A 25616-nucleotide genomic window follows, 5' to 3' on the forward strand; every position below is an offset into this window, starting at 1 on the left:
TGAAACTAGATGAAAAAATCTTGTGTTGTATTCATTTTAATTGTCTTTCTCCTTGCAGGTTGCGGGCTGCCAAAAGAAACAGAGGTGTCAAAAAGCATTCATAAAGGTATGACATATACAACCCAATCTTCCTGGGATAAAGCATGGGATGAAGTGAAGACACTTGACGATTACTTACATTTGCTTAGTTACCGGATTGATCGAAAAAAATATAAAAAAATGGATCAGCAAGTCGAAAAATTAGGTAAGACAATAGTAGTTATGAATAAGAAAAAATCAATGAGAAATTGGAGAAAATTAAAGAAGACGTGGGAAAAGGTAAATAAACCTACAAAAAAGGCAGCCAATCAATGAAGAACAGATATTAAAACCTTTTTATTGACCCGACTGTCATTATTTCACACGCGCTTCCATTTGATGAAGCTAAACATGGTTACATATCTTTAATAAGTAGTAACCATAAAAAAGCGGTCAGTGTGGTTAACTGACCGCTTTTTCTATTATCTTACCGTTACTTAGATGATTCGATATTACTTTAAAACCTCTAGTGGCTGTAAGTTAAGTAACTGCTTTCGAAAGTAATCCCAGCACGTTTTCATGATTTCCTGTAACACCTGCGATGAATACCCCAATAAACGAATGACCATGCCATTCTGATGTAATAAACTTGCACCACCATAGCAATCAAATTGTGGTAAATTCGGAATAATAGTAGTTTGGACATAATCAAGATGTTCGGATGTTATTCTTTCTGACAAAATCCACAATGTTCCTACATGTGTGTAATGACGCATGATTTCCTGGCCTCTCAAACTTGTTAAAGGTTCAAGTTGGAATGAGTCCCATACATGAAGATCTCCTTGCCAATAAACCTCAAACAGTGACGTGAAGCACTGGTATTCATAAATTTCTTCATGGCCAACCCTTCCGGCAGTAAAGATATCACCAACAATTGCTGTAGAACCTTCATCCATATATATCGTTGTTTTACCATTATAATTTGATCCTTGGAAAGGAATTAGGGGCTCTGGTAGATACTCCAAAATGCTATTTTTACCCAGTTTGAATGTTTGTACCTGGATACCTTCTGATTCCGTTAAAGATGGATGCAATTCGGTAGCAGAGGGATTCGTTAAAAACAATTGGGCGCTATCAGTCAGGTGGCAACCGATATCTAATCGGTCCCCATTAAATAAGCCAGGTGAACCAGACAATAAATATATCATAAGTTCCCCGTCATCACCCTCAAATTCTGCCTCTGTCATAGGAAACCGGTGTGATAAATCAGCTAAAACATTTCGATTACCAATTTTGCTCACAGTCCCTTTCCATTCCCCCTGTACGTTCATTTTTTCATTTTCTCTTTTCGCCCGTGATATTCTTTTTCCAGCCAGTCAGTTAATTCCAAAATACCCTCACCAAGTAACACATTTGAAAATACTGTCGGTTTATCTCCACGCTGTTTTTTTGAATCCCCTTTCATCGTATGTAAATTAACTCCCACATGCGGCGCCAAATCAATCTTGTTAACGATTAGAATGTCTGATTGTGTAATTCCTGGACCGCCTTTTCTCGGGATTTCTTCACCCTGTGCTACATCGATAATGTAAAGAAAAACATCGGCTAATTCGGGGCTGAATGCAGCAGCCAAATTATCCCCACCGCTCTCGATAAAAATCAAATCAAGGTTGGCTGTATTTCCAGTAAGCTCTTCTATTGCCTCAAAATTCATCGAAACATCTTCACGGATAGCAGTATGTGGACATCCGCCTGTTTCAACACCAATAATATGATTATCAAGTAGTATATTGCTTTTCCTTATAATTTGTTCGTCTTCTTTCGTATAAATATCGTTGGTAATGACTCCGATTTCATATTTTTCTTTAAGGGCATCAGCCAACGCTCGCACTAATGCTGTTTTCCCTGACCCAACCGGTCCACCGATGCCGATCCGCATTGGACGATCTTCCTTAAATCCCTGATAACTCCAACTAAAATCGTGATGATGACCCATTTAACCACTCCTATCATTTTTTTGAATCATTATTTCACGTAACATAAGCGTCATTTCGCGACACACTAATTTTTAACTTTAAATCAGTAAATTAGGACATAAAAAGCCTTGAATATAACGTTTCATGTCGCATTCCTTCTACTTCCTGAACGACGGAATAACTGCATAAATCATTTTCTGAATAGGAACCAGCGCTGATTTCTTTTGCGGATTTCGTCAACATTGGGTAAAGTCTTTGTAAAATCAATTGAACATCCGTCTGCCCAACTATCGTCATTCTGAGTGCACTTTGCAGAAGCATATTGATACTGGAGTATAGATGCGTAAATACTGCTAATTCAAGGGAAACTGCGAGGTATGCTGATATCCAACCATGAACAATAGCGGGATTTCCATAACATAATTTGCCGTTAATCCAATCACTGTATTGCAATAGACCCGAGTCCGGATATAGGGTATTAATTACCTTTAAATAACTTTTACCAAGTTTTATACCACCTTTACGTGATTCAGAGGACATTTTACACATCGTCAACTTTTGATCTAATTTTTGCATGCTATGTTTTACTTGTTCCGGTATCTGTCCGCTCGTTATTTCATCCTTCAGTGTCTGATAGGTTATGGAAATAGCAATTCCATCAATTGGTGTAAGAACTCCAGTAATATAGTGGTATGCCCAATTGTAAAGGTCGTCGGGATCTTTTATTTGGCCTTCCTGGTATGCTGTTTCCAATCCAAATGAATGCGAAAATGCTCCTGTGGGAAGAGCAGAATCGATAAGTTGAAAAAATAACCATTCATTGTTCATTTTTATCACCTTAAAATAAGAAATATCGTTCGGACAGTGGTATCGTTACTGCAGGAGGTTTTTCAATTGGTTCGCCATCAACGTATACTTGGAAGCTATCCGGGTCAACAGTTATCAGTGGCAATGTATTGTTTAGTATCATATCTTTTTTCCCGATGTTTCTTGTGTTTCGTACTGCATAAATTTTTTTCTCCAATCCTAACTTTTCTGGAACGCCCGCTTCCACAGCAGCCTTAGACATAAATGTAAAAGATACACTTTTAGGTGCTTTCCCAAAAGCCGCCCACATTGGTCTATACATTACCGGTTCAACAGTTGCTACCGGACCATCGGCCATTCCTTCTGCAGCCGCAGCAATAAAACCACCCTTGATCACCTTTTCGGGTTTTGCTCCGAAAAATTCTGGTTTCCATAATACGAGGTCAGCCATTTTGCCAACTTCAATAGATCCAACTACCTCTGAAATACCCTGTATGATGGCTGGATTTATTGTGTATTTGGCTATATACCTTTTTGCACGAAAGTTATCATTTTCCCCTGTTTCTTCAGGCAATCGACCACGCTGCTGTTTCATGACATGGGCGGTCTGCCAGGTCCGCATAATAACCTCACCAATATGGCCCATTCCTTCACTATCAGATGCAATACAACTAATTGCACCGATATCCTGCAGAAATCCTTCTGCTGCCATTGTTTGCGGACGAATTCGTGCCTCAGCCATAGCAACTCCTGTTGGGTCATCTCGGCTAACATGATGAACCTGAAACAACATTTGAATGTTTGCAGCTGGTGTATTGATTGTATACGGACGAGTTGGTGTTGTGGAAGATGGCAAAATATATTCTTCTCTGGAAACTTTTATTATATCTGGTGAATGTCCTCCACCAGCACCTTCCGTATGATACGTATGAATCGTTCTTCCTTTAATCGCTTGTAATGTCGTTGTTTCAACAGTTCCGGACTCATTACTGGAATCAGTATGAATACAAACTTGAACATCATATTTATCTGCAACTGTTAAACAACAGTCAATAACTGCTGGCGTCGCTCCCCAATCTTCATGAACCTTTAATCCGGCTGCACCGGCCTTAATCTGTTCCTCAATTGGTTGCGGAAAGGAGGCATTACCACGACCCCAAAAACCAAAATTCATCGGAAAATTTTCTACTGCCTCAAGCATCCGATGAACATACCATGCACCAGGTGAAATATTTGTTCCGATCGAGCCTTCTGTCGGACCAGTTCCCCCACCAAGCATAGTCGTAATACCAGAGTCAAGGGCTGTTTTTACAAGCTGTGGCTGCACCTCGTGGACATGACTATCGATACCGCCCGCCGTAACAATCCTATTTTCTCCGGATATTACCTCGGTGGATGGTCCAACGATTAAATCGGGATCAACACCATCCATATAATCCGGATTCCCCGCTTTACCAATTCCATGGATTTTACCGTCCTTGATACCAATATCCGCTTTAATAATACCCCAATAATCGATAATAAGTGCATTTGTAATTACAAAATCAGGCGCTATTTCATCAGTTACGTATGGGTTCATGCCCATACCGTCACGGATTGTTTTCAACCACCCATACCGGAGCTCATCACCATAAACAGTGTAATCTCGTTCCACCTCTACGATGATATCTGTATCAGCTAACCGCACCTTGTCGCCGGTTGTAGGTCCAAACTTCTTTACATAATGTTTTCGTGATACATATTTATCACTTGTATGTGAAGTTACAACATCGTCTACAGGTCCATTTACATACCCCCTAAAACCAAAAACATTCTTTCTGCCGCCAATTTCAACAAGTTCAACCGTTTTTTTCTCACCCGGCGGAAATTGAACGATTTCTCCGGCACCAATATTCAAGCGCATCCCCTTTGCTAACTCCCTGTCAAAAAACAAATCCGGGTTGACCTCATAAAAATGGTAATGTGATCCTACAAAAAGTGGTCGATCCCCTTTGTTAACGACCATAATTTTTCGAGTATTTCTTCCGTGGTTAATCGGTATTGGATCTTTTTTCAAAAAGTATTCTCCTGGTTTCAACCGGTACACTCCCCCCTTATACCTATTGTCTTACAAATAAACTATTATTCTTTCTTTTTCTCCTCCTCATAATAGTGCTCACCAATTTCAAGCTTTTTCTGTTTTACCGGCTTAAATGGATTATAGACAACGACAAGCTTTGTACCATCTGGAAAGGTTGCCTGTATATTAAGTTTACTGATCATGGAAGGTACGCCCTCCATAACCTGGTCTTCCGATAAAATATTTTTTCCATACACATGTAAATCCGAGACGGAATAATTTCCGGTTCGAGCCGCTTCCATCACCTCATAGGTAATTAACGCAACGGTTTCTGGGTAACTAAGTTTCATCCCTTTTGCCAGTCTTTCTTTAGCAAGCCATGCAGCCGTAACAATTAATAATGACTCTTTTTCACGTTCTGTGAGGTGCATCCTTCTCCCTCCTAATCACCCACCCTGTTAATAACTATATGTTTGAATCAATTCCATATTCTCAAAAACCGTATCTTTGCCAAAAATGATTTTGTTTCAGATGGTCATTTCCCTAGTGTTTACATATGATAAAGTAGCGCTCGTAGAAAGGAGTTTTGCAATGATATACCATCCCTTTTATGGTGTAGTGGCACCCCCCTATCAACAGCCGTATTCGGAAAAACTGTATGATGATGCCAGATATGTAAAGAAGCATATCCATTCGCTTATGGGAACGACCTCAATAGAATTAGATCATACCCATCAGTATATTGAAACAACAGGACCAGCACCAAACGGGATCCAACATACACATGAATACTCAGGATGGACAAATTTTGATGATAAGCAACGGCATAAAATCAGCGGCAGAACGGGGCCAGCTATCCCGCTTCAGGATGGTGGACATATTCATTATTACGAAGGATTTACAACGGGTTACCCGAATCATCAGCATTGGTATCAAGGATTTACGACGCCATCAAATGAGTAAAATATTAATTCCTAATAATTTACTCAAAAAAGAAGAAGGAGTACATGCTATCTTTCCTTCTTCTTGCTTCCTCTTAATTTTTTTGTTTGTGTTTAAAATTTTTATTTATCGCCTTTTTTGCCTTTTTGTTATGACCTTTCATTGATTTATGCTTGCTTTGTTTTTTATTCCTATTGATAACGAGGTCTTCTGCTTCGTCTGCAATCTTCTTCGCATTATTGTTATTCATCACTGAAAAATCCTTCTCGTCCTCATCAAGGATAACATTGACATTGTCCGAAACGTGATTTCCACTTACATTCGTGTTACCTTTGGAAAAATAGGACCAATTTGGTGCATAGTTATTACCAATAAAAACTCCTGATTGATTTTTAGCTGTATTGACCTTTATTTTTTCTATGTTAATAGTTATCAAAACAAATTTCCTCCTTCCTTTTTACTAAACCCTATTACTTGTTCTACCTAAAAAATCGATGTGATCCCTGTCATCAATTACATTAAGCGAATTGGAAACATAATTACCAACCAATTTTGATGTTTGATAGACTACATTTCTGTTGCGTTTAGAGTGGGCTGTCCAATTAATAATGTTGTTTCTGCCATTGAAAACCCCAACACGATTAGACGAAGAATCAATTTGTGTGTGTTTAGCTGTTATTTCGATCATTTATCCGGCTCCTTTCCTAAGCACTTGTCCATAATTTTAGAAAGGTAAATTGTTTTGCTATTAGTGTATGTTAGGAAAACATGAGCGAAATAGACCATCAACTATCAATTATTAAAATAGACAAACGTCATTTACCTCCACATTATTCAATGAGGCCCTACATTTACCATACATTTTATGCACTAAAATAAAGCTTTAGGGATACTTTGTACATATCCCTAAAAAGTAGATACGAGAACCCAATATCCAGTTGATGATCTAGATAGTTGACGTTTTTTTGTATCGTTTTTTCCTTTTATCTTATGATTATCAAATACTGGGATTCTTTTAGGGATGGAGGGATTGTTATTCGATTGATTTGATACGTATGTAGGTATTGGGTACTTTGATTGGTAATTTTCTGCAGTAATCTCTGATTGCTGAAAATTAGGCTGTTCTTCTTTTGCTAACACATCATATACTGTTTCCCCTTTTTTCATTTGATCACTACTTTCGATATCATCTTTGTTCCTAGTCGGGCTCGTTAGTTCTGGGGCCCTATTATCAACTGATTTTTTATCAGGTGGAGACTGCTGTTCATGTTGATTCGAATCTTTAGGGAATAATTCTTTCAATTTTTCTTCAATCTGCTTTTCAATCTTGGGGAATTTGGTTCTGTGTTCCTTTTCCAAATCTTTATGTGAAGAAGTAGAATCCTTGCTTTCTTCTATCGACGATGTTTTTGATTTCATTTTTGCTTCGACTGGTTGCTTACTTTTGGTTGCTTTTGTCCCATCGACAGGAACACCCAAGTTAACTCCTAAATTTAAAGCACCACTAACTTCATCAACATCGATATCACCGACTTTGTATTCCATTAGTGGTCCTTTCAAATCAAGTTGTTCAATGTTTACAATAGAAGCCCCATTGTTAATTATGACTTTTTTAAGTAATGTCTCTATTTTTTCCATCTTGTCACAAAGTTTTTCTATTTTTTCATTGTAATCATCCATTGGTATCCCCTTTCTTGATCAAGGATATTTTCCGGACTGTCTCTATTTTTCCTTTACGTTGGTGGGATCGTACCCCACATGGTATCACGATCATCAATTGGGGTATCTACTTGATCATTATCAAATACTACATTTGTGTTCTTATTCGCTTTATTATTGTGTCCACCGATCTTGCCAAAACCTGTATTTGACTTACTCTGGGAACTCCAGCCAAATTGTACATTTTTACCGTTAAATACCCCGGAAGAGCTTGAGACTGTACCAACACTTAACTTATTAAAGCTAATCATTGCGTTTTGTTTTTTTTGTGACTGTTTCTTTTTTTGCTGCTCACCTTGTTTGTTTTTGGCCTTTTGTGAACTTTGCTTCATTTGTTCCTCAGAGGATTTTTCTTTTTGTACTTTTTGTGGAGATGGGTTCTGTTGTCCGCTTTGCCCTAAATGCATAGGGTTAACAGTTTGGTAAGGTAAATGACTCATATTGGGTGGTAATGGGTTATATGGGAAATATGGATACTCATGATACGGGTTGTATGCATTCATAAATAAATCCAGCACCTTTCAGCCTGTTATTCAAAGATAGCTTATGTTAAATAACATTTTATGTACGAAGTCTATTGTGTCCGAATCACTTCGCCTATCTTCACGCATAAACTATCCTAATTTATGAAAAAGGAGTCCGATTCAATGGAAAACCCTGCATTTTCTGATATTGAAATTCGTTATGATACCATTCACATCACTTCTGCAGCAAGTGGAGCAGGTGTCTTTAATGGAGTGAATACGCAATTTGGCTGGAGTTCTCATAGTAAAACAAATTCCGCATTAGGTACGATTGGTGGTCACCTTAACCACACCCCAAACAATATAAATGTTCTCAATGATAACGATATGATTGATACCACCATTAACGATCAGGACGTCATGTGGGGTCTTTAAAATCTTCTATTTAACTCTTGTTCTGTTTCACAACATATTGCTGTTGGAATAAACTATCGTACTAAACGAGAAAGTGAGGATGAACAAATGGCACTAAAAATAATTTATAATACGAATTTACTAAATACAGCCCTTGATAACGCGGGTGTATTTAATGGAGAGAACCAAGGTTTTGGTTGGAACTCCCATTTTAAACAAAACCAAAATGCTAACCTTACCGGATTTTTTAACCCATCAACAGGTAATGTAAATATTTTACGGGATAATGATGGTTTCGATGCGACCATTAATGACCAGGATGCAGCAGCAGGTGTCATTGGACAATCATTTTAAACAAAAAATTGATTAATGGAGGGTCATCATGGCGATTGTAATTGCTTATAATATGAATCACCTGCAATATGCTGCCGACAATTCAGGTGTACTAAATGGACAAAATCAAATATTTGGCTGGAATTCTCATTTTAAAATGAACCAAAATTATTATGTTAAAGGAACGGGTATTCCAACTAGTGCTAATTTTAACTTTATAGAAGATATGGATGGAATTGATACTACTATCAATGACCAAGATACTGAATGGGGAGCAAGTTTCCAATCAGTTTAGTACAAACAATGCGATCCGGTATCAAAGCCGGATCGTATTTTATTCTAATCCACCCTACAATTGTTTTCGATAAAAATAAAGAGTTGACCAATTATCACTCTAACGGGTTCTCTTTAGAGGTGCAAACAAGAGAAAAACATCTCAAATCACAGAAAAATTTACAACAAAAACATCAGGGCAATTCACAGTAGTATTAACTTCTAATATTTGTTGGTGATAGAAAATTTATTGGGAGATTTCTGGTTTTGCTACAAATGGCCGCTCCAGAAAAACACTGCGCTTTCCGTGGGCGGCTGATGAGCCTCCTCGTGCTGGGTGCTCGTCGCGTTGCAAGTAACTCGGTGAAGTATCGCTCCTTGCAACTCGAAGCTTATTCGTTGGGAGTAATGCTCGTCGCACTGCGGGGTCTCACCTAGGCCTCTTCTCCCACAGGAGTCTCCGTGTTTTTCTTCCGCTGGATAGCAATCAGGGACAACAATTTTAAGTTAGATAATCTTAACTAGCGTAGGCAGAATACGTAGACTCCTGCGGGAACAGCACGTGTCCGAAGACCCCGCAGAGTGATTTGAAAAGGAAGGTCGACTAAAACCGTCCTTTGCGGACAACGTCGACATACCCCTCGCCGGGGCAAGGAGGCTGAGGCCGTGCCCGCGGAAAGCGAAGTATTCTGCCGAAGCGGTTTTCCAGCACTAAATTAAGCGAGGATGTGAGAGTCAATAATATAAAGTTTATGTCATCCACAATCGGAACCGAGCCTTTTTGATTTCCACTTGTAAAATAACTGGTAGTTTATCAAATAACTTTAGCAGAGTGAGAATATCTATTCCCACTCTGCTAAAGTTATTGCTATTTATCATGCTATTTTAACCAACAAATAGCCAAATGCATTGATATAACTACAAAAATAAGGGTGCGATACTGTATGTGATTTTGCACCCCATTTATATTGTTATTTGTTGTTTTGCAACCTTAAAGAGAACCCGTTAATTATCACGCTAGCCAACTCTTTACACTTTTCTTCATGGGTGATTTTACCATTCTTCGTCTTCCTCATTTAATTCAGTAATGTCAAATTCCGATAAAGGCTCAGGTGGTTGCTTCATCATTTGAATTTCAAGAATATCATTACGAGTCGTTATTTTTGTCTTTTTTGGGTCAACTGGTTTAGGCAAATGTATTCGTAGTGAAGGTCGCTGCCCCTTTTCTCTTAAAAAAAGCTCATGACTATTAAGTAAAACACTAAACCGTTGTTCTGGATTAGCATTTGTCATAGCTATTCTTGCAATGACAAAATCATGTGTCTCGAATACATTATACTCATAATTTGATGCGTTACCATTTCCGGGTGATCCATTAGATTGACGGTTAGGTCTGTTTCTTCGTCGATGTTGGGAAGGATTGGGAACGTTTTGCAAATTATTGGGTTCAGAAACGTTAGCTTGATTCGGAACTGCATTCTTTATTTGATCAGAGATGAATTGAGCAAAAGCCTCTTTATCAAAGGGATTGGGAACATTCTCTTGGGTATCGAAATGCTGATTGAAAAAATCTTCGAAAGCTTTTTCCATGAAAGGACACTCCTTTAGAAATGAATCGACGTTCTTGCAAACTTTAAAATTATTCTATTCTTTGCAGTAGAAAAAGTACCTAGGAAACAAAGGACCAGTATTTTAGAACTTTCACACTCCGCGAATGCCTACATAAAATATCGAAGGCTAGATGGTTAAAAGTTATTTTACCCTACTGGAGGTTTCTTAAATTGAAGGTAAATTTTGAGGATTTAAAGATTGATCATGTGTCACTTTCATCAGGTATATTTTCAGGTGAGAACCAACAAGTTGATTGGAACTTTGTAAGCAAGGTGAATGAGGGTTTTGGTACGATAAGTGGGAGCAATAATGATTCTTTCAATAATCATCATGTGGTTCGAAAACGTGTTGACAAAAATGATTGTGGAAAGGAAGCATAAAATATGAGATCCGATTTAACTCCAAATTTTTTTATAAAAAATATTAACATTCATACCGTTGAAGGAGCATCTTGTGTTAACTTCGGAATAAATGAACCAACAGGGTTTACAAATCATAAAAAGCATAACCAGGGATTTGGATCGGTTAGTGGGGATTCAAATACAATTGATGGAATAAAAACGCTCATGAATGACAAATCGCTAATTGATATGTTATCTGACACTGGCACAGATGATCTATCTGAAATCCGAGAGCTCATTACCTCTAAAGTCATTGCATATTTAGAAGAAGAGAAATTTGACGAAATGAATGAAGAAATTGATGAAATGGAGACAGGAGAAATGAACGAAAACACAAGCGTTTAAAATCTAATGAATCAAATAACAGGATCTAAGCTCCGGATGGTTTTTGATGTCGAAAGTGGCGGCCGCATCCATTTTCCCGAACTCTTTTTCATCTGTTTGCAAACCTAAACCACCTCTGGGGCCACAAAAGAGTTTATCTCTCTTCCTATCTTTCTATTAAGGTATTGAAATTTATGATGCGATCACTTATCCTGTGTAACAAATGCTGATCATGACTAATTGCGAGTACACCAATATTACGCTGTTTTACAAGTTGCAGGACAGCTTGCCATATTTGCGCCTGGGTAATCGCATCAAGCATCGTCGTCATTTCGTCCGCAATGAGATAGTTTGTATTAAAACCAAGTGCACGAACAAGACTGAATCGTTGTAACTCACCACCAGAGAGTTCACTAGGCCAGCGATTTAACCACTCTTTCTGAATGCCTAATGTACCTAGTAAGTCACTATCAGAAGTACCACCAACTTCAGCAAGCACCTTTCTCATTTTCCACCTTGGATTAATAACCTTTTCTGGATGCTGCCAAACCAATTGAACAGGATGTACCCCCTTTATAGGATAAGGACGTCCGTCTGCTGTTACGTGTCCTTCCAATGGATTGAGATAGCCAGCAATAATCCTTGCCATCGTGGTTTTTCCGGAGCCGCTCATACCATACAACCCAACCACTTCACCCGGTTTCATTTTCATGCGTAGATTTCGAAACAGCCATTGACGACCTTTGTAACGATAACTAATCCCATTTATTTCAAGCATGAAAACACTTAACCATTCCACCGGCAACGTTTGTATCTTTCGGCTGTTCATTCGCACACTTTTCCATGGCAATTGGGCACCTCGATGCAAAAGTACATCCGGAAAAGCTCTCTCCCACAGACGGTTGAGATCCTACTAATGGAAAAAAGTCATTTTGAGGCAATGCGTTCCATAAAGCCTTTGTATATGGGTGTCGCAACTTCTCACCTTTACCAGAAAAATCTCCTGCATTTGCAATTTCAACCGTTTGACCCGCATAAAACACCGCAATTTTATCTGCTATTTTTAGTGCTGTATGTATATCATGGGTAATCAACAAAATCCCTTTTCCATCTTTAGCAAGCTGCTTCAGGGAATTTATTGTTTCCTGAAGTGTGAGTTCATCTAATCCAGGTGTTGGTTCATCAGCAATTATGAAGTTTGCTTCACTTATTATAGCCGTTGAGACTAAAACCCTTCGTGCCATTCCCCCCGACAGTTCAAATGGATATCGATTCCCCGTTTTAAGAGGAAGGCCCACCTTATCAAAAGCGTCTTGTTGGATTGCTTTTCTGTCTTTTCCCCTTACGACTGTTTGTACCTGTTTACCAGCTTTTATTAATGGATCGAGTGCATTAACGGACTGTGGAACGAGTGATATTTCTTTTCCGCGTAAGGTGATTAGTTTTTTTTGATTCAATGGTTCACCCTTATAAATTAGTGTTCCATTTAAAGTAGCGTTTTCTGGTAAAATACCTAAAATCGCATTAGCCAACAAACTCTTACCAGAACCACTAGCCCCAACAACTGCAAGAATCTTACCAGCGTTTATCGTTAAATTTAGATTGTTAACAACCTGCACGATCGATTCACGTAACCAATTCCGATAGGTACGGAAGGAAATAGATAGGTCTTTCACTTCAAATAATGGAGTATTATCATTTTTTAGTTTGTGATGTTTCAAAGTCATCATCATTACTCCCTTTATATTTTTTGCCCATGAAAAGGGTCTATCAGTTTGCGAACATTTCGACCAAGCATTTCAAACGATCCAACCATAGTCAGCAAAGCGATACCAGGAAAGAAGGCCAGCCACCACATCCCAGTGGATAAATACCGCATTGATTCTGATAGAATAATTCCAATTGCCGGCTCTTCCGATGATAGTCCAAAGCCTAAGAACGTAATCGCTGCTTCATGCAAAATGGCATGGGGAAACAATAAAATAAAACCAACAAACATTTGTGGAATTAAATGAGGCAAAATGTGATGTTTGGCAATCCATAAACGAGATTTCCCTAATTTACCTGACACACCCACGTATTCAGCTGATTTATTTTGTAAAATTTCCGCTCGTAATAAACGTGTTAAACTTGGCCAATGGGTTAAAGCAAGAGCAATAACAACACCTTTAAGTCCGCCTCCAACCGAAAAACAAATTAAAATAAGGATGACAATATGCGGAACACTAAGAAAAAGATCGATTACCCATGTAGCAAGCGAATCCAGCATTCTATTCCACGAGGCTAACAAACTTAGACTCACCGCAATCATTGTACTCAAAAACGCAGTGATTAACCCGACACCAAGGCTCAGTGTCAGTCCTTTAAGCGTTCGGGCTAGCATATCCCTGCCTAACCAATCAGTTCCAAAAAGATGGCTAAATGATGGCTCGCTATTTCGTATTTGTAAATTCACTCCTAGTTTTTCAGATCCAACGAAAACACCACATACAACCATCCCCACTAAAAAGATGATTGCGACAGTGATGCTTATAAGTATTCGGTATCTGATCCAACGATTTCCATTCCCACTTAAAATATGACCTATTTGATCGATCAATGGACTTCTTCCTTTCCAATCCGCGGATCGATTATTTTGTAGAATGAATCAGCGATTAAATTGCCAACAAAAACGAACATTGTACTAAATAGGACAATTCCTAAGAGAAGTGGCACATCCCCACCAAGCCCTGCCTGTACTACAGCTTGCCCAAGACCGGGATAAGAAAAGACTTGCTCAGCCAATACTGCTCCCCCAAACAGCTCCCCAAATGAAGCAAAATGCACCGAGATTGCTGGGAGTGAAATGTTTCGTAAGCCATGACGCCACAGCAAAATGAGTCCATGTTCCCCCTTAGCTCTTGCAAACCGAACAAAATCACTCTCTAGCACGTCAATTAATTTTTGTCTTGTATGTAGAGCCACATTTACCACACCTAAAACACTTAGTGTCAAAGCTGGTAAAAATAAGTGCCTAACCCGTTCTAAAAATGTAACATTTTCTGCTAGCATGCCTGCCGGAGTACCGAGCCCAACAGGAAACCAGCCGAGCCATACAGAAAAAAATAGTAAAAACAGTAATCCTAACCAAAAGCCTGGAGTAGAAGCGAGTGTGAAACAATATCCTTTGATGATTCGATCCATCATTGTTCCTTCTCGCATTCCGGCTATGATTCCTAAGGTAAAACCAATGACACCTGACAAAATCCAAGCGATACCCATTAATGCTAAAGAAGCAAAGAAACGTTCGGCGATCACGTCAGCTACTGAGGATCGATAGATTAGCGATGTCCCAAGATTCCCTTGTAACACTGCATGACCCCAGGTAAGAAATTGCTTTGTTTTTGAGTCATTCAATCCCCAATATTCCGCAATATTTTCTCGTTGTTCTGGACTTACTCTCGTCATATCTGCTCCCACATATGACTGAACTGGGTCGATAGGGGAATAACTAACAAGTAAAAAGGATAGAATACAAATTGCAATGAGCAAGGTTGCTAGTTTTACAGATTTACGTAAGCAATATAAAACAACTTTCTTGCACAAATCCTTCCCCTCTTTCTATTCTTGCCAATGCCACTGTTCAATAAAATCTGTTACAGGCCAACCATGTCCGTGTGGTTGGATTTTTTGTTCACCAATTTCCAGATTATCACGCACAAAATAGAGATGCTGAAGATTTACCAACCATACCCATGGTGCATCTCCCTTCGCTGAAAAGCCTGTTTCTCCATCCCATTGTGCCTTTTTCCAATACGTGTTTGCCAGATCTTGGTCTGTTGCATGCATTGCTTTTTCCATATACGCATCAGCGACAGGATTGGAATAATAATTGGCATTGTAGAATCCTTCCCCACGTGTTTTACTGCTATATATGTTATACATTTCAAGTGGATCATGACTTCCCCATCCCATCATAACTGGGTTGGCATGCATCAGTCGCTCTAACTCGTTCCAGTTCTTTCCCTCTGTTGTAACTTCAACCCCCAAAGGCTTCATCATTTCAGCGAATGCCAGCGATAATGACTGCCGGTTCTGATCGCCTGCCGGATAGAGCAGGGTAAATGTAGCTTCAAGACCGTCCTTTTCCCTTATACCATCTTCATTTTTTTGCCATCCAGCTTCTTCTAAAATCGTTTCCGCTGCCCCTAAATCACCATCTTCTATAACTGTATCGGGATTCCACCATGGCAACCGGTCTGCTACAGTATATGCTGGAGTGCCAAACCCTTCCAACACACCATCAACTAAAGCCTTTCGATCAACCGCAATGTTGATAGCCTTCCGAATTGCTTTATCTGCGGTTACATCATTTCCTATAGGTATACCTTCCTCTGTTTCCCTACTTGCGGGAACATATGGAAGCATTATACCTCGATTATCAACACTTTCAAGTTCAATAAGCCGCATCCCAGAAATATCTTCTTTAGCTAAGGCAGGTAGCACGGAAGCAACATCAACTTCACCTGCTTTAGCTGCTGCAAATGCTGCATCTTCTGATAGGAATAAAAAAGTCAGTTTCTTAAAAAATGGCTTTTCCCCATAATAATATGGATTTGCTTCCACAATAAGTTGTTGGCCTTTATTCCATTGAACCAATTGAAACGGTCCTGATCCGATTGGATGTACATTATACGAATCATTATAGGCATGTTCTGGAACAATACCAATTGTTGTCAGAAGATAGATAAACGTGGATTCTGGTTGTTTTAACGTAAATTTTACTGTATGTGGGTCAATTTCCTCAACTTTTTCCAAGTTGTTCAAATCAATAATCGAACCACTAGTTTTGGCGGTATGATATGTAAAAACAACATCTTTGGCTGTAAGTGGCACGCCATCTGAAAACTTCACATCATCACGAATCTTAATCGTCCAATCTAAACCATCCTTACTTACCTCATAGTTCACTGCCAAATCATTTTGAATGGAAAAGTTTTGATCATACGCTAACAATGTACTTTGGAAGAGCGGTGACCCATACCGTCCCCATCCCGTTGTTGGGTCAAACCCATCTTCCGGTTCTCCACCAAGCGCGAGCACCAATTCATCCTTAGATGTAGCATCAGCAGATTCCTCCGTACCTTTATTAATTGCATCTGAACAAGCACTTAATGTGACAATCAATAGAATAACGAATAAAACCAGGTAAACATTATTTCTCACCTTTTTCACGTTCCATCCCTCGCTGTTAATTTTGCGCTTGTGCAACTTCTGTAGTAACAAGCATTCTCTTAAATAAAATCGTCAAATCTAGGCTCTTACCCCATCATATGAGTTATTTCCTCCTGTCATGAATAAAATAATTTAGTCCTTGATTATAACGAAAAAAGGCGAGTAGCTAGAACTATTTCTAACTACTCGCCTGCCTATAATATTAACCTATTAATTTTGCTAAATGCTTAAATTCTAACTCAGAAAATTTATTATTAACTTCCGTTTGATCATATTGCCATACTGCTGTTTCCAATGGGCAACTTATGGGGACATCACATTTTATTTCAGCTAACTCCTTCGATAATTGCAGCATCTCCAGATTGGTTTTAATCTTTGTTTGGATTCCATTCGGTAATTGATCTATATTTTCTAAAATATTATCAATCGAGTCATATTCTTTAATAAGCTTTAATGCTGTTTTTTCGCCAATTCCTTTTACACCAGGGTAATTATCGGAAGTGTCCCCCATTAGTCCTTTTAGATCAATCACTTGTCTCGGGGAAATCCCTCGTTTGTCGTAAAAGTTAACGTTGTCAAATACATCATAATTACCTTGTCCTTTTTTCATGATCGCCACACGAATGCCCTCATCGACAAGTTGCAATATATCCTGGTCACCCGTTAGGATTATGACATCATTTCCCTCGATTGCGTAATGTTTTGCAAGAGTACCTATGCAATCGTCAGCCTCAAAATTTTCCATTCCAACATTTGGCATATTAAACGCTTCTACGACTTCTTTAATCAAGTCAAATTGAGGGATTAATTCCTCGGGTGGTGCGCCGCGATTTGCTTTATACCCATTATATAAATCAGTTCGAAATGTTTTACTTCCCATATCCCAGCAGCAAATAACGTGTGTAGGTTCAAAACGATCCACTGCATCAAGGAAATAACGCAAAAATTGATAGATCCCATTTGTTGGTATCCCTTGACTAGTCTTCATGAAATTGCCGCGAAATGCCGTTGCATAAAATCCTCTGAATAACAAGGCCATTCCATCAACTAATAATACATTTTGTGTTCTTGCCATGTTCAGACCTCCTAAATGTGGTGACTATCAATGATGGCAGCAAGTTTTTCCTGTTTCGCTGCTAAGAGCTCCATATCAACCGTTTCTGTTAGCATTGACAAGGAGTTATCAACGTACATATCGATATTTTTACATGTCTTTTGTTGAACAGTTTTAATAACGTGATCCCATTGTTTGCGATAGGATTCCACCATTATCCCTTTATTTTCATCGATATATTGTTGAGCGAATGGGGCTAATGTTTGATACATTTCCTCTTTCATCTGCTCTTTTTCGTTTTTCTCAAAAAATGCTTTTGTACTTTTAAATAGTGCTAATGACTTTTGGAAGATATGTTGGTCCAATTCTGTAAATGCCTGTTGATACTCAGGAGTGGTCAAATCAAAAGAAGCTAACCCAGGTAACATTAACTTTTTATCGATTTGTGTTGATTTCTCATTTAATTCAGCGTAGGCATCTTGAGCTAAAGATTGCACATATGATTCCACTCTCAATGAAACAGCCCGCAATTCCTGAACAAGCTCATACCCTATATAATCCAATAGTCCATCCGTGTTTTTCCGTAATTGAATCATAGCTTTTTTACCTGTTTCGGTAATGGTAGTAGGATTAAAAAATTCTTTAAACATATCATGAAAACGTATGCCCAATCTTTCTATTACATAATATAATTGTTTCTCTATTTTTTGTTCGATTTGCTGCGGGTATATTCCTGCGTTCATTTCATTAACCGCTTGTTCTAGCATTTCCCGTTTAGAAAAAAGATCCTCCCGGTATTGTACCTTTTCCTGTTCGTTTAAACTTGCCGATTCAATATAATTGGTCACCGCTTGATAAGCCCGTTTTATATCAAGCAATGCCGATTGTATTGACATAGCAGCTAAATCATTATGAATAAAATGATAAAATTTTTGTTCAAAATCAATCATTCTCTCCGTTTGTGACTCATGATTTTGCTTTGCTTTTAATGCCTGTTTACTGGAAACTGGAAATAATTTTGGAAAACGAATTCCTAATTGGATTAATTGTTCTTCCACATAATCGGTTACTAAGTTTAGCTCATTCTCATCTTTAGCCAAGTCAGCTGCATTGACAATAAAGAACATTTTATCTAACTGGAACGCATCTTTCACCCGTCCTAACTGCATTAAAAAGTCTTTATCTGCACGTGATAGGGCATGATTGTAATACGTAACATATAAGATTGCATCGGCATATTTAATATAGTCAAACGCAACATTTGTATGACGAGAATTAACCGAGTCTGCACCAGGCGTATCAACTAATGTGATTCCTTGTTTTGTTATGGAGCAATCATAATATAGATCGATTGATTCCACAAAACATGCCTTCGTTTCATCACTAACATACCTTGAGAAATCATCAATCGTTACCGTAACTTGTTCCCCAATTAAATCTTTATTTTCCGGGTATCCTGTAACCATCGCCCGTAAATATGATTGATACATTTGCTGAAGGTCTTCACTTTCATGTATATCGTTTTCCTTTATCCATTGAAGTAATCCAGCTAAATCTCCAGCTGTTGGCGAAAAATGCTTTGTAATCGTCCGTAAATCGTCATACAAATCTGTGGCTTTTTTCATTTGAACGATGACAGTGCCATGCCCATGTTTTTCTGTTGTTGGACAAATTCGATTAATCGCAGCTGTTGTTGGATTAGGCGATACAGGTAGAACGCGTTCGCCAAGTAATGCATTGGCAAACGATGACTTTCCAGCACTAAATGCCCCAAATAGTGCAATAGTGTAGGTGCGATTAGCTAGTTGTTGCTGTTTTGTCTTTAGTTCGTCAACAATTGTTTGAAATCCAGATACTGATGACAGGGTTTGAATTGTCTGCTCAATGCTCGATTCAACATCTTGTAATGACTTTGTTTTTTCGTTTTGCTCCAAAGGCTCTGTAGGATCATCGGTAATTGATGGTTTATCGTCTGATGTAATTGGTCGTTCAACATCGCGTTGTTCCATAGAGCTGTATTTCCCAAGGAGTTCTTCATCTAAGGAAATAGCAGGACTTTGGTCTGGATGAAGTAAGATCTCATCAACAGTCGATTGCTTATCTGACAACGTTTGTTCCATATTCTCAGCCGTGTTTAGTTGCTTAAGAATTGCATGTAATTCCTCACGTTCTTTTTCATAGGATAGTAGATTCGCTTTATTTTCCTGTGTTACTTTTCGATCAATTGTATCCCATAATTGCAGTGCTTTCGTTTTGTATTTTTGCTTAATATCATTGCTAACATCGTTGGTATAATTTAAGACAGACTCCCCAGTTACTTTTGCACCTGACTTTACAAGTACAAGCAACTCATCCCCAGTGTAATCGATGGATAAATCTTGAACCGATTCCACAAGTTCTCGATCAGTAATCCCGAATTGTTTTAGTAAATCAGCTAATTTGTCGCGTAATTTCCATTGCACTACTGCTTCCATGTTCTCACATAAGGCGTTTAAAAATGTTTGCAGACGATTCTCTCTTTCCTCATTCGTCTTCTTCTTGGAACCGAACAATCCTATCTTGAAATCGTCTTGTTGACTTTGTAAAAAATTCTCCGCTTTTTCTCGAATTTCATAAGGCATAAGGTAAGCATTTTGCAATGTTGTTTGCAGTTCGTGGCGGAACTTTTGTTCAAGTTGACGATGTGTGTCCTCAATTGAAGCAATTTTTTGTTCGATCTCATTTTTTTGTGCTAGCACTTCTGCTTTATCTGTCTCTACCTCGGATAAAGAGCTTATTTTTTGATTGTGTTCATTCGTTAAATAATGCTTATGTTCATTTGCTATCTGTTGTAACGAATTGATTTGGGATCGGTTGGTATCCTTATTTGTTGTCATCAAAGCAAAAAGATCTGATTTAAGTGTTTGAAATTGATTATGTGCTGCCTGATCATTGATTAATGATGAATAATAAATTGCTTCAGGTATAATGTTCCATTGATCAAATGTTTGGCTAACACTTGTTTCAAATGCTTGAAAAGATAATTCCGCTTCATCATGTTTGTCAATTTGATTAATCACCACAAAAAATGGTATCCCTTTTTCATTTAGTGTGTGCAAAAACTGCAGGTTAACCTCAGATTGGACATGATTATAGTCCATAACGTACACGAGCATATCAACAAGGTGCATCGATGCTTCCGTAATTAATCGATCAGCATCGTCTGCCGCATCAATCCCTGGAGTATCAAAAATCACTGTGTTAGCTGGAACAATTTTTCGAGAAGTACTCAATTCAATTTTCTTAATGGTATCTTTGTCCTTACAATAGTCTTTAATCATTTCGATGTCATATGGTTCTTTATGCTCAATTGGTGCATCATGATGAAAATAAACACGCGCTACCCCATCACCAGAACTAATTTTTACAACGTTTGCACTGGTTGGTATAGGGCTTTCTGGCAAAATATCTTCTTCCAATAATGTGTTAATCATGGTCGATTTCCCTGCCGAAAAATGGCCGGCAAAGCTGACAACGAATTCTTTTTTCTTCATTTTTTCATATAGCTCTAATAGTTTTATTGCACTTTTTTCATCACCATTTTCTAGCATTGTTTCGTAAAGTGCAGCTAGTTGATTTGTTTTGATTTGTCGTGATGGCAATGTAGTGATTGATTCCAAGATGTACAATTCCCTTCTTATTAACAATTCATATACATTTATTATACGTTCTTTGTCTTCGCAATGCTACCTGAATATTAGATATGCGGATATTTCTTTAATCCTTGTTTATCTTTTAATTCCAAACCTCTGGAAAGAATATAAAGTGAAAAAATAACGAGAACAAAAGCAAGCAATGGATAAAAGAGTACCCAATGATAATCATAAACAAAGGAGCGCCACTGTCCAATCAGGCCTGCCCAATCATGGGTGACAGATAAGTACACGTCTTCTCCTCCCTGACGATAAATAGTCCCACCTAGAAATACGTTAAAAATACCCAATTGACCGATTAAGGATAGAACGAGGATAATTTCTTTCACAAACATAACCATTAATGTCCCTTTTAAATGTGGCAGTAAATGCTTCCAAGCAATCCGAAAAGAGCGTGCTCCTAATGCCTTCGAAGCGGAAATATATAAATTTTTCTTAAGTTCTTTTGTTTTACTAAAAACAGCCGCATAAACACCCGGGATACCTACAAGTGTCATCAAAATAGATTGTATTAAAATCAGTTCCATCATCGAAAATGAAGAGTTAACAACAATACCGATCATGACAAAGTAAATGATAATAAATGCTGGTATACTACCAAGCAATCCAAAACTACTTCCAACCTTTTCATGATTATTTCTAATTCCGTTTAACAAACCAAACAAAGCACCAATCACAATTCGTAATAATGCGACAAGTACCCCAACAACTAACGTATATTTCGCACCATATAATAGCAGTGTTAAAATATCATAACCATACTGATCTGTTCCTAATAAATGATCACGTGATGGGGCAAACGGTGCTGCATAAACGCCGAAATCATCATTATCATTATAGTAATATCCAGAAGGCTCCATAAAATCTTCGTCATAGGGTGCGAGTGCTGGTCCAAAAATCGCAATAAACACTAAAGACACTGTCAATACCATCCCCAGCCATAATCGCCAATTAATCATAAGCAAAGGTCCTTTCTAATAGATAAATAAATAAACGAATGCACCAATATAAAATAATATATAAGACAACCAATGTTAGCAGCGTATTTGCCATTAAACTATATTGGAAACCACCTGCATTAAATAGCAGCCCAGCCAAACCACTAATATTAAACAAGTATTCGACAATAAATAGATTACTCATTAAAATAGCGATTACTTTATGCAAATCCGCTTTTAAATATGGAAGAACATTTCTGACGACATGCTGAATAAATATATATACTTTCCGTAAGCCCTTTGCTTTTGCTGTCAATATATAATCCTCTGTCAATACATCGTAGGTTCGTTCGGATAATGATCGTATTAAATAAATCGTCGGGACAATTGTTAGCGTTATCATGGGTAGCAATATCGCATGTTCCTCAATCCCGCGAGTTGCAATACGAGCAAGTCGATGACCTGTCGTTTGATAAAAGAAAACCGTTGCAATCTGTAAAAAAAGCACCATAATGAAATCTGGAACCATTCCAAAAAATCCAATAACATCTTTCATCCACTCTTTTTTTGACCTGCTGTGCCAAGAAGCAATAAGTAATCCCAAAATTATTGCTAGAATAATAGAAACAAACAAATAGGAAAATGATGTTAAAAAGTAGCTTGGAATAATTTCTGGAAAAAAAGGATTTCGATCTTTCCCCTCCATAAAATGCAATGATTCTCCTGTTGCAAACCCTGTTATGTATTCCTTAATAGAGTCAATCATGATAGAATAATTAATCAAATCCCTACCATAAACATCAATTGAAAGTGGTAAAGCAACAAGTACAAGGATAAGCAAAATAGTCCCCAAAATAGATAATAAAATTCTCATATGTATATACCCCTGTTTCTTTAGTTTGAGAGGGCCTTATTACCCATAAGGCAGATAAATTAAATTTATCACTTGCAGAATTTTTAGTCAAGACGATATAATTCGACAATTTTTAAAAAGCGAAAGCAAACTGATGTTAAGTTGTCGCACAGAAATGAGGGAGCACTTTAGCGCTGGCGCTGGACGTAGGTTCATCCCTTCCCTAGAACAAATGAAAGCCAAATTTCATGCTTTCTCTTCCAACAAAAAAGACTCCTGTTCTAATGACAGAAGTCTTTTAACTATCCTGTTTAAACTATATTTAAATTAATTTTGTAGAAATGTAACGAATTACATCGCCACGACTTATGACACCTACAACCTTATTGTTATTATCTACAACAGGTATTTTCTTAAATCTGTACTTAGACAAAATGGATAGTGCAACCTCGAGCTCATCATCAGGATGAACAGTATGTGTTTCTTTATGTCGCATCATTTTTTCAACCTCATGATCAACAGCATATCCCAACTTGTATTTCAAGCCCTCTTTTTCACTTACGAGAACAAGTGAAAACATGTCATAAACTGTTCTAGCTTTAGGTTGTAAGTAACGAATTACGTCCCCATCACTAATCATCCCTAGCAATTTATTTTGTTCATCAACAACAGGAACGCCGCCAATCTTACTTTTTACAAGTATTTCCAGCAACTGTTTAATTGACTTATCTTTTGTGATTGTAATCACATCGGTAATCATGAATTCATTAACCTTCATTTTATCACCCCATATTAGGTCTATATAATAAGTATATTTCACCATTTAGCGAAATACAATTCTTAACAACTAAAATAAGGTGGTAATGAAGCGGTCGACTATTTAAGTTTACATAATATAATTATTGGTAATTAAAAACTTGCCAATATAAAACCGTCACAGGATTGCTCTAAGGCAATCTCCTATGACGGTTCATTTTTTAACAATTATTAAACTGGATATACACCATGTTTTCTTTCTGTAAATGTTACAGCTTTTGACTCATACATCGCAAAACGGGAAGCTAGCTCTGTGCGTAGCTTTTCAGGTTCAATAATCGCATCCACAACTAGTTCGGATGCCAAGCGATAAATATCAATATTATCCTTATATTCATCCTGTTTTTCCTTAATAAATGCTGGACGTTCTTCTTCTGGTAATTCAGCTATTTTATTTGCATAGACCGCATTAACCGCAGCTTCCGGTCCCATCACTGCAATTTGTGCAGTTGGTAATGCTAAACAGCAATCAGGTTCAAACGCAGGACCTGCCATTGCGTATAAACCGGCACCGTAAGCTTTACGAACGACAACAGAAATTTTTGGAACAGTCGCTTCACTCATCGAAGCAAGCATTTTTGCACCGTGACGAATAATGCCAGCACGTTCTACCTTTGTTCCGATCATAAAGCCAGGAATGTCCATTAAGAACAATAATGAAATATTGAATGCGTCACATAATTGAATGAATTTTGCTGCCTTATCCGCTGAATCAGGGAAAAGTACTCCACCTTTAACACGTGGCTGGTTTGCAATAATTCCGACCGATTTTCCGTTGATTCTTGCTAGACCGGTAATTAATTCTGGTGCAAATTTTTTCTTGATTTCACAAAAACTAGCTTCATCAATTATTCGATCGATAAAATCATACATATTAAATGGTGCATTTTGATTTTCTGGAATTAAATCTGTAATTGTTTTCTCAAACGCCTTCACATCTTTTGCTTCCATTGCTTTTGGTTTTTCTTTGAAATTTGCTGGAAAGTAGGTTAAATAGTTACGTGTGTAGTCAATGGCTTCTTCTTCCGTCTTCACCAAAACATCACCACAACCGGAAACAGAGCAATGCATTTGCGCACCACCCATCTCTTCAAGTGAGACTTTTTCACCAATTACTTTTTCAGCCATTCGTGGTGAGCCTAAATACATGGATGCATTTCCTTCGACCATGATTACGATATCACAAAATGCTGGAATATATGCTCCACCAGCCGCCGATGGGCCGAACAATAAACAGACTTGAGGTACTCTTCCTGATAATTTAATTTGATTATGAAAAATTCGACCTGCTCCTCTGCGCCCCGGAAACATTTCAACTTGGTCGGTAATTCGGGCACCTGCTGAGTCAACTAAGTATAACATTGGTAATTCAAGCTTTTCTGCTGTCTCCTGAATACGAACGATTTTTTCGACCGTTCTCTTCCCCCATGATCCAGCTTTAACTGTTGAATCATTTGCCATAACACAAACAGCTTGCCCATTTATTTTACCAATTCCAGTGACAACACCATCTGATGGCAAGGAATCATCCATACAGTTCGCAAAAAAAGCATCTTCTATGTTGATACCATCATCAAACAACAATTCCAATCTTTTTCGAACGAATAATTTTCCCATCTCTGTATTTTTTTCGTGGTATTTTTCTTTTCCACCTTGTTGAATCTTTTCTATTCGTTGCTGCAAGTCCTCTACGTATGACATAGGTCGA

General features: G+C 38.0%; 28 protein-coding genes. 7 read left to right on the forward strand and 21 right to left on the reverse strand.

The window, feature by feature from the left end; translation table 11 throughout:
* Nucleotides 1-9 precede the first annotated feature (9 nt).
* Nucleotides 10-354: a hypothetical protein gene (locus tag C8270_RS14335; RefSeq protein ID WP_106497487.1), complete on the forward strand. Its 345-nt coding sequence runs from the start codon at nt 10-12 to the stop codon at nt 352-354.
* A gap of 176 nt (nt 355-530) precedes the next feature.
* Here the strand turns inward: C8270_RS14335 and C8270_RS14340 are convergent, their stop codons facing one another.
* The 5 genes from C8270_RS14340 to ureA all read right to left on the reverse strand — a co-directional run bounded on the left by C8270_RS14340 (nt 531) and on the right by ureA (nt 5291).
* Nucleotides 531-1319, reverse strand: a complete 789-nt coding sequence (locus C8270_RS14340; protein ID WP_158701737.1) for an urease accessory protein UreD — start codon at nt 1317-1319, stop codon at nt 531-533.
* Between the two features lie 26 nt (nt 1320-1345).
* Nucleotides 1346-2014 (reverse strand): urease accessory protein UreG, encoded by a 669-nt coding sequence (gene ureG / locus C8270_RS14345; RefSeq protein WP_106497489.1) that lies wholly within the window; start codon nt 2012-2014, stop codon nt 1346-1348.
* A 91-nt stretch (nt 2015-2105) separates the two neighbouring features.
* Nucleotides 2106-2822, reverse strand: coding sequence for an urease accessory protein UreF (locus C8270_RS14350; RefSeq protein WP_106497490.1), 717 nt, complete (start codon nt 2820-2822; stop codon nt 2106-2108).
* Nucleotides 2823-2832: 10 nt separating this feature from the next.
* Entirely contained in the window at nt 2833-4878 is a 2046-nt protein-coding gene (gene ureC, locus C8270_RS14355; RefSeq protein ID WP_106497491.1) for an urease subunit alpha, read from the reverse strand.
* Between the two features lie 44 nt (nt 4879-4922).
* Nucleotides 4923-5291, reverse strand: a complete 369-nt coding sequence (ureA, locus tag C8270_RS14360) for an urease subunit gamma (protein ID WP_106497492.1) — start codon at nt 5289-5291, stop codon at nt 4923-4925.
* Nucleotides 5292-5451: 160 nt separating this feature from the next.
* Here ureA and C8270_RS14365 point away from each other — a divergent pair, with 160 nt between their 5' ends.
* The gene (locus tag C8270_RS14365; RefSeq protein WP_158701738.1) at nt 5452-5823 is read left to right on the forward strand and encodes a YmaF family protein; all 372 of its coding nucleotides are present in this window, start codon (nt 5452-5454) and stop codon (nt 5821-5823) included.
* Nucleotides 5824-5896: 73 nt separating this feature from the next.
* On the opposite strand, the gene C8270_RS14370 is transcribed toward C8270_RS14365, so the two are convergent.
* The 4 genes from C8270_RS14370 to C8270_RS14385 all read right to left on the reverse strand — a co-directional run bounded on the left by C8270_RS14370 (nt 5897) and on the right by C8270_RS14385 (nt 7928).
* The gene (locus tag C8270_RS14370; RefSeq protein WP_106497494.1) at nt 5897-6238 is read right to left on the reverse strand and encodes a hypothetical protein; all 342 of its coding nucleotides are present in this window, start codon (nt 6236-6238) and stop codon (nt 5897-5899) included.
* A gap of 24 nt (nt 6239-6262) precedes the next feature.
* Nucleotides 6263-6490 (reverse strand): hypothetical protein, encoded by a 228-nt coding sequence (locus tag C8270_RS14375; protein ID WP_106497495.1) that lies wholly within the window; start codon nt 6488-6490, stop codon nt 6263-6265.
* Between the two features lie 218 nt (nt 6491-6708).
* Entirely contained in the window at nt 6709-7482 is a 774-nt protein-coding gene (locus C8270_RS14380; protein WP_106497496.1) for a hypothetical protein, read from the reverse strand.
* 53 nt (nt 7483-7535) lie between these two features.
* Nucleotides 7536-7928, reverse strand: coding sequence for a hypothetical protein (locus C8270_RS14385; protein ID WP_158701739.1), 393 nt, complete (start codon nt 7926-7928; stop codon nt 7536-7538).
* Nucleotides 7929-8168: 240 nt separating this feature from the next.
* Between C8270_RS14385 and C8270_RS14390 the strand changes: the two genes are divergently transcribed.
* From C8270_RS14390 to C8270_RS14400, 3 genes are all read left to right on the forward strand, one after another.
* Complete coding sequence (locus C8270_RS14390) at nt 8169-8420, forward strand: hypothetical protein (protein WP_106497498.1); 252 nt, start codon at nt 8169-8171, stop codon at nt 8418-8420.
* 87 nt (nt 8421-8507) lie between these two features.
* Nucleotides 8508-8753, forward strand: a complete 246-nt coding sequence (locus tag C8270_RS14395) for a hypothetical protein (protein ID WP_106497499.1) — start codon at nt 8508-8510, stop codon at nt 8751-8753.
* Nucleotides 8754-8781: 28 nt separating this feature from the next.
* Nucleotides 8782-9027 carry a hypothetical protein gene (locus C8270_RS14400; RefSeq protein WP_106497500.1) on the forward strand — a complete coding sequence of 82 codons (246 nt, stop codon included), beginning with the start codon at nt 8782-8784 and terminating at the stop codon, nt 9025-9027.
* 1031 nt (nt 9028-10058) lie between these two features.
* On the opposite strand, the gene C8270_RS14405 is transcribed toward C8270_RS14400, so the two are convergent.
* Nucleotides 10059-10595 carry an Hsp20/alpha crystallin family protein gene (locus tag C8270_RS14405; RefSeq protein WP_106497501.1) on the reverse strand — a complete coding sequence of 179 codons (537 nt, stop codon included), beginning with the start codon at nt 10593-10595 and terminating at the stop codon, nt 10059-10061.
* Between the two features lie 191 nt (nt 10596-10786).
* Between C8270_RS14405 and C8270_RS14410 the strand changes: the two genes are divergently transcribed.
* Both C8270_RS14410 and C8270_RS14415 read left to right on the forward strand, forming a co-directional pair.
* A complete protein-coding gene (locus C8270_RS14410) occupies nt 10787-10996 on the forward strand; it encodes a hypothetical protein (RefSeq protein WP_106497502.1) in 210 nt (69 codons plus the stop codon).
* 3 nt (nt 10997-10999) lie between these two features.
* A complete protein-coding gene (locus C8270_RS14415; RefSeq protein WP_106497503.1) occupies nt 11000-11362 on the forward strand; it encodes a hypothetical protein in 363 nt (120 codons plus the stop codon).
* Between the two features lie 145 nt (nt 11363-11507).
* Here C8270_RS14415 and C8270_RS14420 read toward each other — a convergent pair whose 3' ends face one another.
* From C8270_RS14420 to C8270_RS14470, 11 genes are all read right to left on the reverse strand, one after another.
* Nucleotides 11508-12170, reverse strand: coding sequence for an ABC transporter ATP-binding protein (locus tag C8270_RS14420; RefSeq protein WP_234028573.1), 663 nt, complete (start codon nt 12168-12170; stop codon nt 11508-11510).
* On the reverse strand, nt 12112-13068 hold the full coding sequence (locus tag C8270_RS14425; protein ID WP_106497505.1) for an ABC transporter ATP-binding protein: 957 nt from the start codon (nt 13066-13068) through the stop codon (nt 12112-12114). Before C8270_RS14425 ends, C8270_RS14420 begins: the two co-directional genes overlap by 59 nt.
* A 14-nt stretch (nt 13069-13082) precedes the next feature.
* A complete protein-coding gene (locus tag C8270_RS14430) occupies nt 13083-13940 on the reverse strand; it encodes an ABC transporter permease (protein ID WP_234028574.1) in 858 nt (285 codons plus the stop codon).
* Nucleotides 13937-14926: an ABC transporter permease gene (locus tag C8270_RS14435; protein WP_106497506.1), complete on the reverse strand. Its 990-nt coding sequence runs from the start codon at nt 14924-14926 to the stop codon at nt 13937-13939. The genes C8270_RS14430 and C8270_RS14435 overlap by 4 nt, the downstream gene beginning before the upstream one ends.
* Nucleotides 14927-14941: 15 nt before the next feature.
* Nucleotides 14942-16555, reverse strand: coding sequence for an ABC transporter substrate-binding protein (locus C8270_RS14440; protein ID WP_106497507.1), 1614 nt, complete (start codon nt 16553-16555; stop codon nt 14942-14944).
* Nucleotides 16556-16757: 202 nt separating this feature from the next.
* Nucleotides 16758-17630: a 5'-3' exonuclease gene (locus C8270_RS14445; protein ID WP_106497508.1), complete on the reverse strand. Its 873-nt coding sequence runs from the start codon at nt 17628-17630 to the stop codon at nt 16758-16760.
* An 11-nt stretch (nt 17631-17641) separates the two neighbouring features.
* On the reverse strand, nt 17642-21268 hold the full coding sequence (locus tag C8270_RS14450; RefSeq protein ID WP_106497509.1) for a dynamin family protein: 3627 nt from the start codon (nt 21266-21268) through the stop codon (nt 17642-17644).
* A gap of 77 nt (nt 21269-21345) precedes the next feature.
* Nucleotides 21346-22260: an ABC transporter permease gene (locus C8270_RS14455; protein ID WP_106497510.1), complete on the reverse strand. Its 915-nt coding sequence runs from the start codon at nt 22258-22260 to the stop codon at nt 21346-21348.
* Nucleotides 22253-23113 (reverse strand): ABC transporter permease subunit, encoded by an 861-nt coding sequence (locus tag C8270_RS14460; RefSeq protein WP_106497511.1) that lies wholly within the window; start codon nt 23111-23113, stop codon nt 22253-22255. The genes C8270_RS14455 and C8270_RS14460 overlap by 8 nt, the downstream gene beginning before the upstream one ends.
* Before the next feature lie 301 nt (nt 23114-23414).
* Nucleotides 23415-23870 carry a CBS domain-containing protein gene (locus C8270_RS14465; protein WP_106497512.1) on the reverse strand — a complete coding sequence of 152 codons (456 nt, stop codon included), beginning with the start codon at nt 23868-23870 and terminating at the stop codon, nt 23415-23417.
* Nucleotides 23871-24079: 209 nt separating this feature from the next.
* Nucleotides 24080-25609, reverse strand: a complete 1530-nt coding sequence (locus C8270_RS14470; RefSeq protein WP_106497513.1) for an acyl-CoA carboxylase subunit beta — start codon at nt 25607-25609, stop codon at nt 24080-24082.
* Nucleotides 25610-25616: the final 7 nt, after the last annotated feature.

The sequence above is a fragment of the Lentibacillus sp. Marseille-P4043 genome, from assembly GCF_900258515.1.
Classification (GTDB): Bacteria; Bacillota; Bacilli; order Bacillales; family Amphibacillaceae; genus Lentibacillus_C.

Coding starts and splice junctions, on each gene's coding strand:
- C8270_RS14395 (WP_106497499.1), top strand. CDS start 8,508: ATGGCACTAAAAATAATTTATAATACGAATTTACTAAATACAGCCCTT.
- C8270_RS14425 (WP_106497505.1), bottom strand. CDS start 13,068: ATGACTTTGAAACATCACAAACTAAAAAATGATAATACTCCATTATTT.
- C8270_RS14455 (WP_106497510.1), bottom strand. CDS start 22,260: ATGATTAATTGGCGATTATGGCTGGGGATGGTATTGACAGTGTCTTTA.
- C8270_RS14405 (WP_106497501.1), bottom strand. CDS start 10,595: ATGGAAAAAGCTTTCGAAGATTTTTTCAATCAGCATTTCGATACCCAA.
- C8270_RS14460 (WP_106497511.1), bottom strand. CDS start 23,113: ATGAGAATTTTATTATCTATTTTGGGGACTATTTTGCTTATCCTTGTA.
- C8270_RS14420 (WP_234028573.1), bottom strand. CDS start 12,170: ATGAACAGCCGAAAGATACAAACGTTGCCGGTGGAATGGTTAAGTGTT.
- C8270_RS14335 (WP_106497487.1), top strand. CDS start 10: ATGAAAAAATCTTGTGTTGTATTCATTTTAATTGTCTTTCTCCTTGCA.
- C8270_RS14385 (WP_158701739.1), bottom strand. CDS start 7,928: ATGCATTTAGGGCAAAGCGGACAACAGAACCCATCTCCACAAAAAGTA.
- C8270_RS14365 (WP_158701738.1), top strand. CDS start 5,452: ATGATATACCATCCCTTTTATGGTGTAGTGGCACCCCCCTATCAACAG.
- C8270_RS14415 (WP_106497503.1), top strand. CDS start 11,000: ATGAGATCCGATTTAACTCCAAATTTTTTTATAAAAAATATTAACATT.
- C8270_RS14400 (WP_106497500.1), top strand. CDS start 8,782: ATGGCGATTGTAATTGCTTATAATATGAATCACCTGCAATATGCTGCC.
- ureA (WP_106497492.1), bottom strand. CDS start 5,291: ATGCACCTCACAGAACGTGAAAAAGAGTCATTATTAATTGTTACGGCT.
- C8270_RS14350 (WP_106497490.1), bottom strand. CDS start 2,822: ATGAACAATGAATGGTTATTTTTTCAACTTATCGATTCTGCTCTTCCC.
- C8270_RS14375 (WP_106497495.1), bottom strand. CDS start 6,490: ATGATCGAAATAACAGCTAAACACACACAAATTGATTCTTCGTCTAAT.
- C8270_RS14390 (WP_106497498.1), top strand. CDS start 8,169: ATGGAAAACCCTGCATTTTCTGATATTGAAATTCGTTATGATACCATT.
- ureG (WP_106497489.1), bottom strand. CDS start 2,014: ATGGGTCATCATCACGATTTTAGTTGGAGTTATCAGGGATTTAAGGAA.
- C8270_RS14470 (WP_106497513.1), bottom strand. CDS start 25,609: ATGTCATACGTAGAGGACTTGCAGCAACGAATAGAAAAGATTCAACAA.
- C8270_RS14465 (WP_106497512.1), bottom strand. CDS start 23,870: ATGAAGGTTAATGAATTCATGATTACCGATGTGATTACAATCACAAAA.
- C8270_RS14380 (WP_106497496.1), bottom strand. CDS start 7,482: ATGGATGATTACAATGAAAAAATAGAAAAACTTTGTGACAAGATGGAA.
- C8270_RS14445 (WP_106497508.1), bottom strand. CDS start 17,630: ATGGCAAGAACACAAAATGTATTATTAGTTGATGGAATGGCCTTGTTA.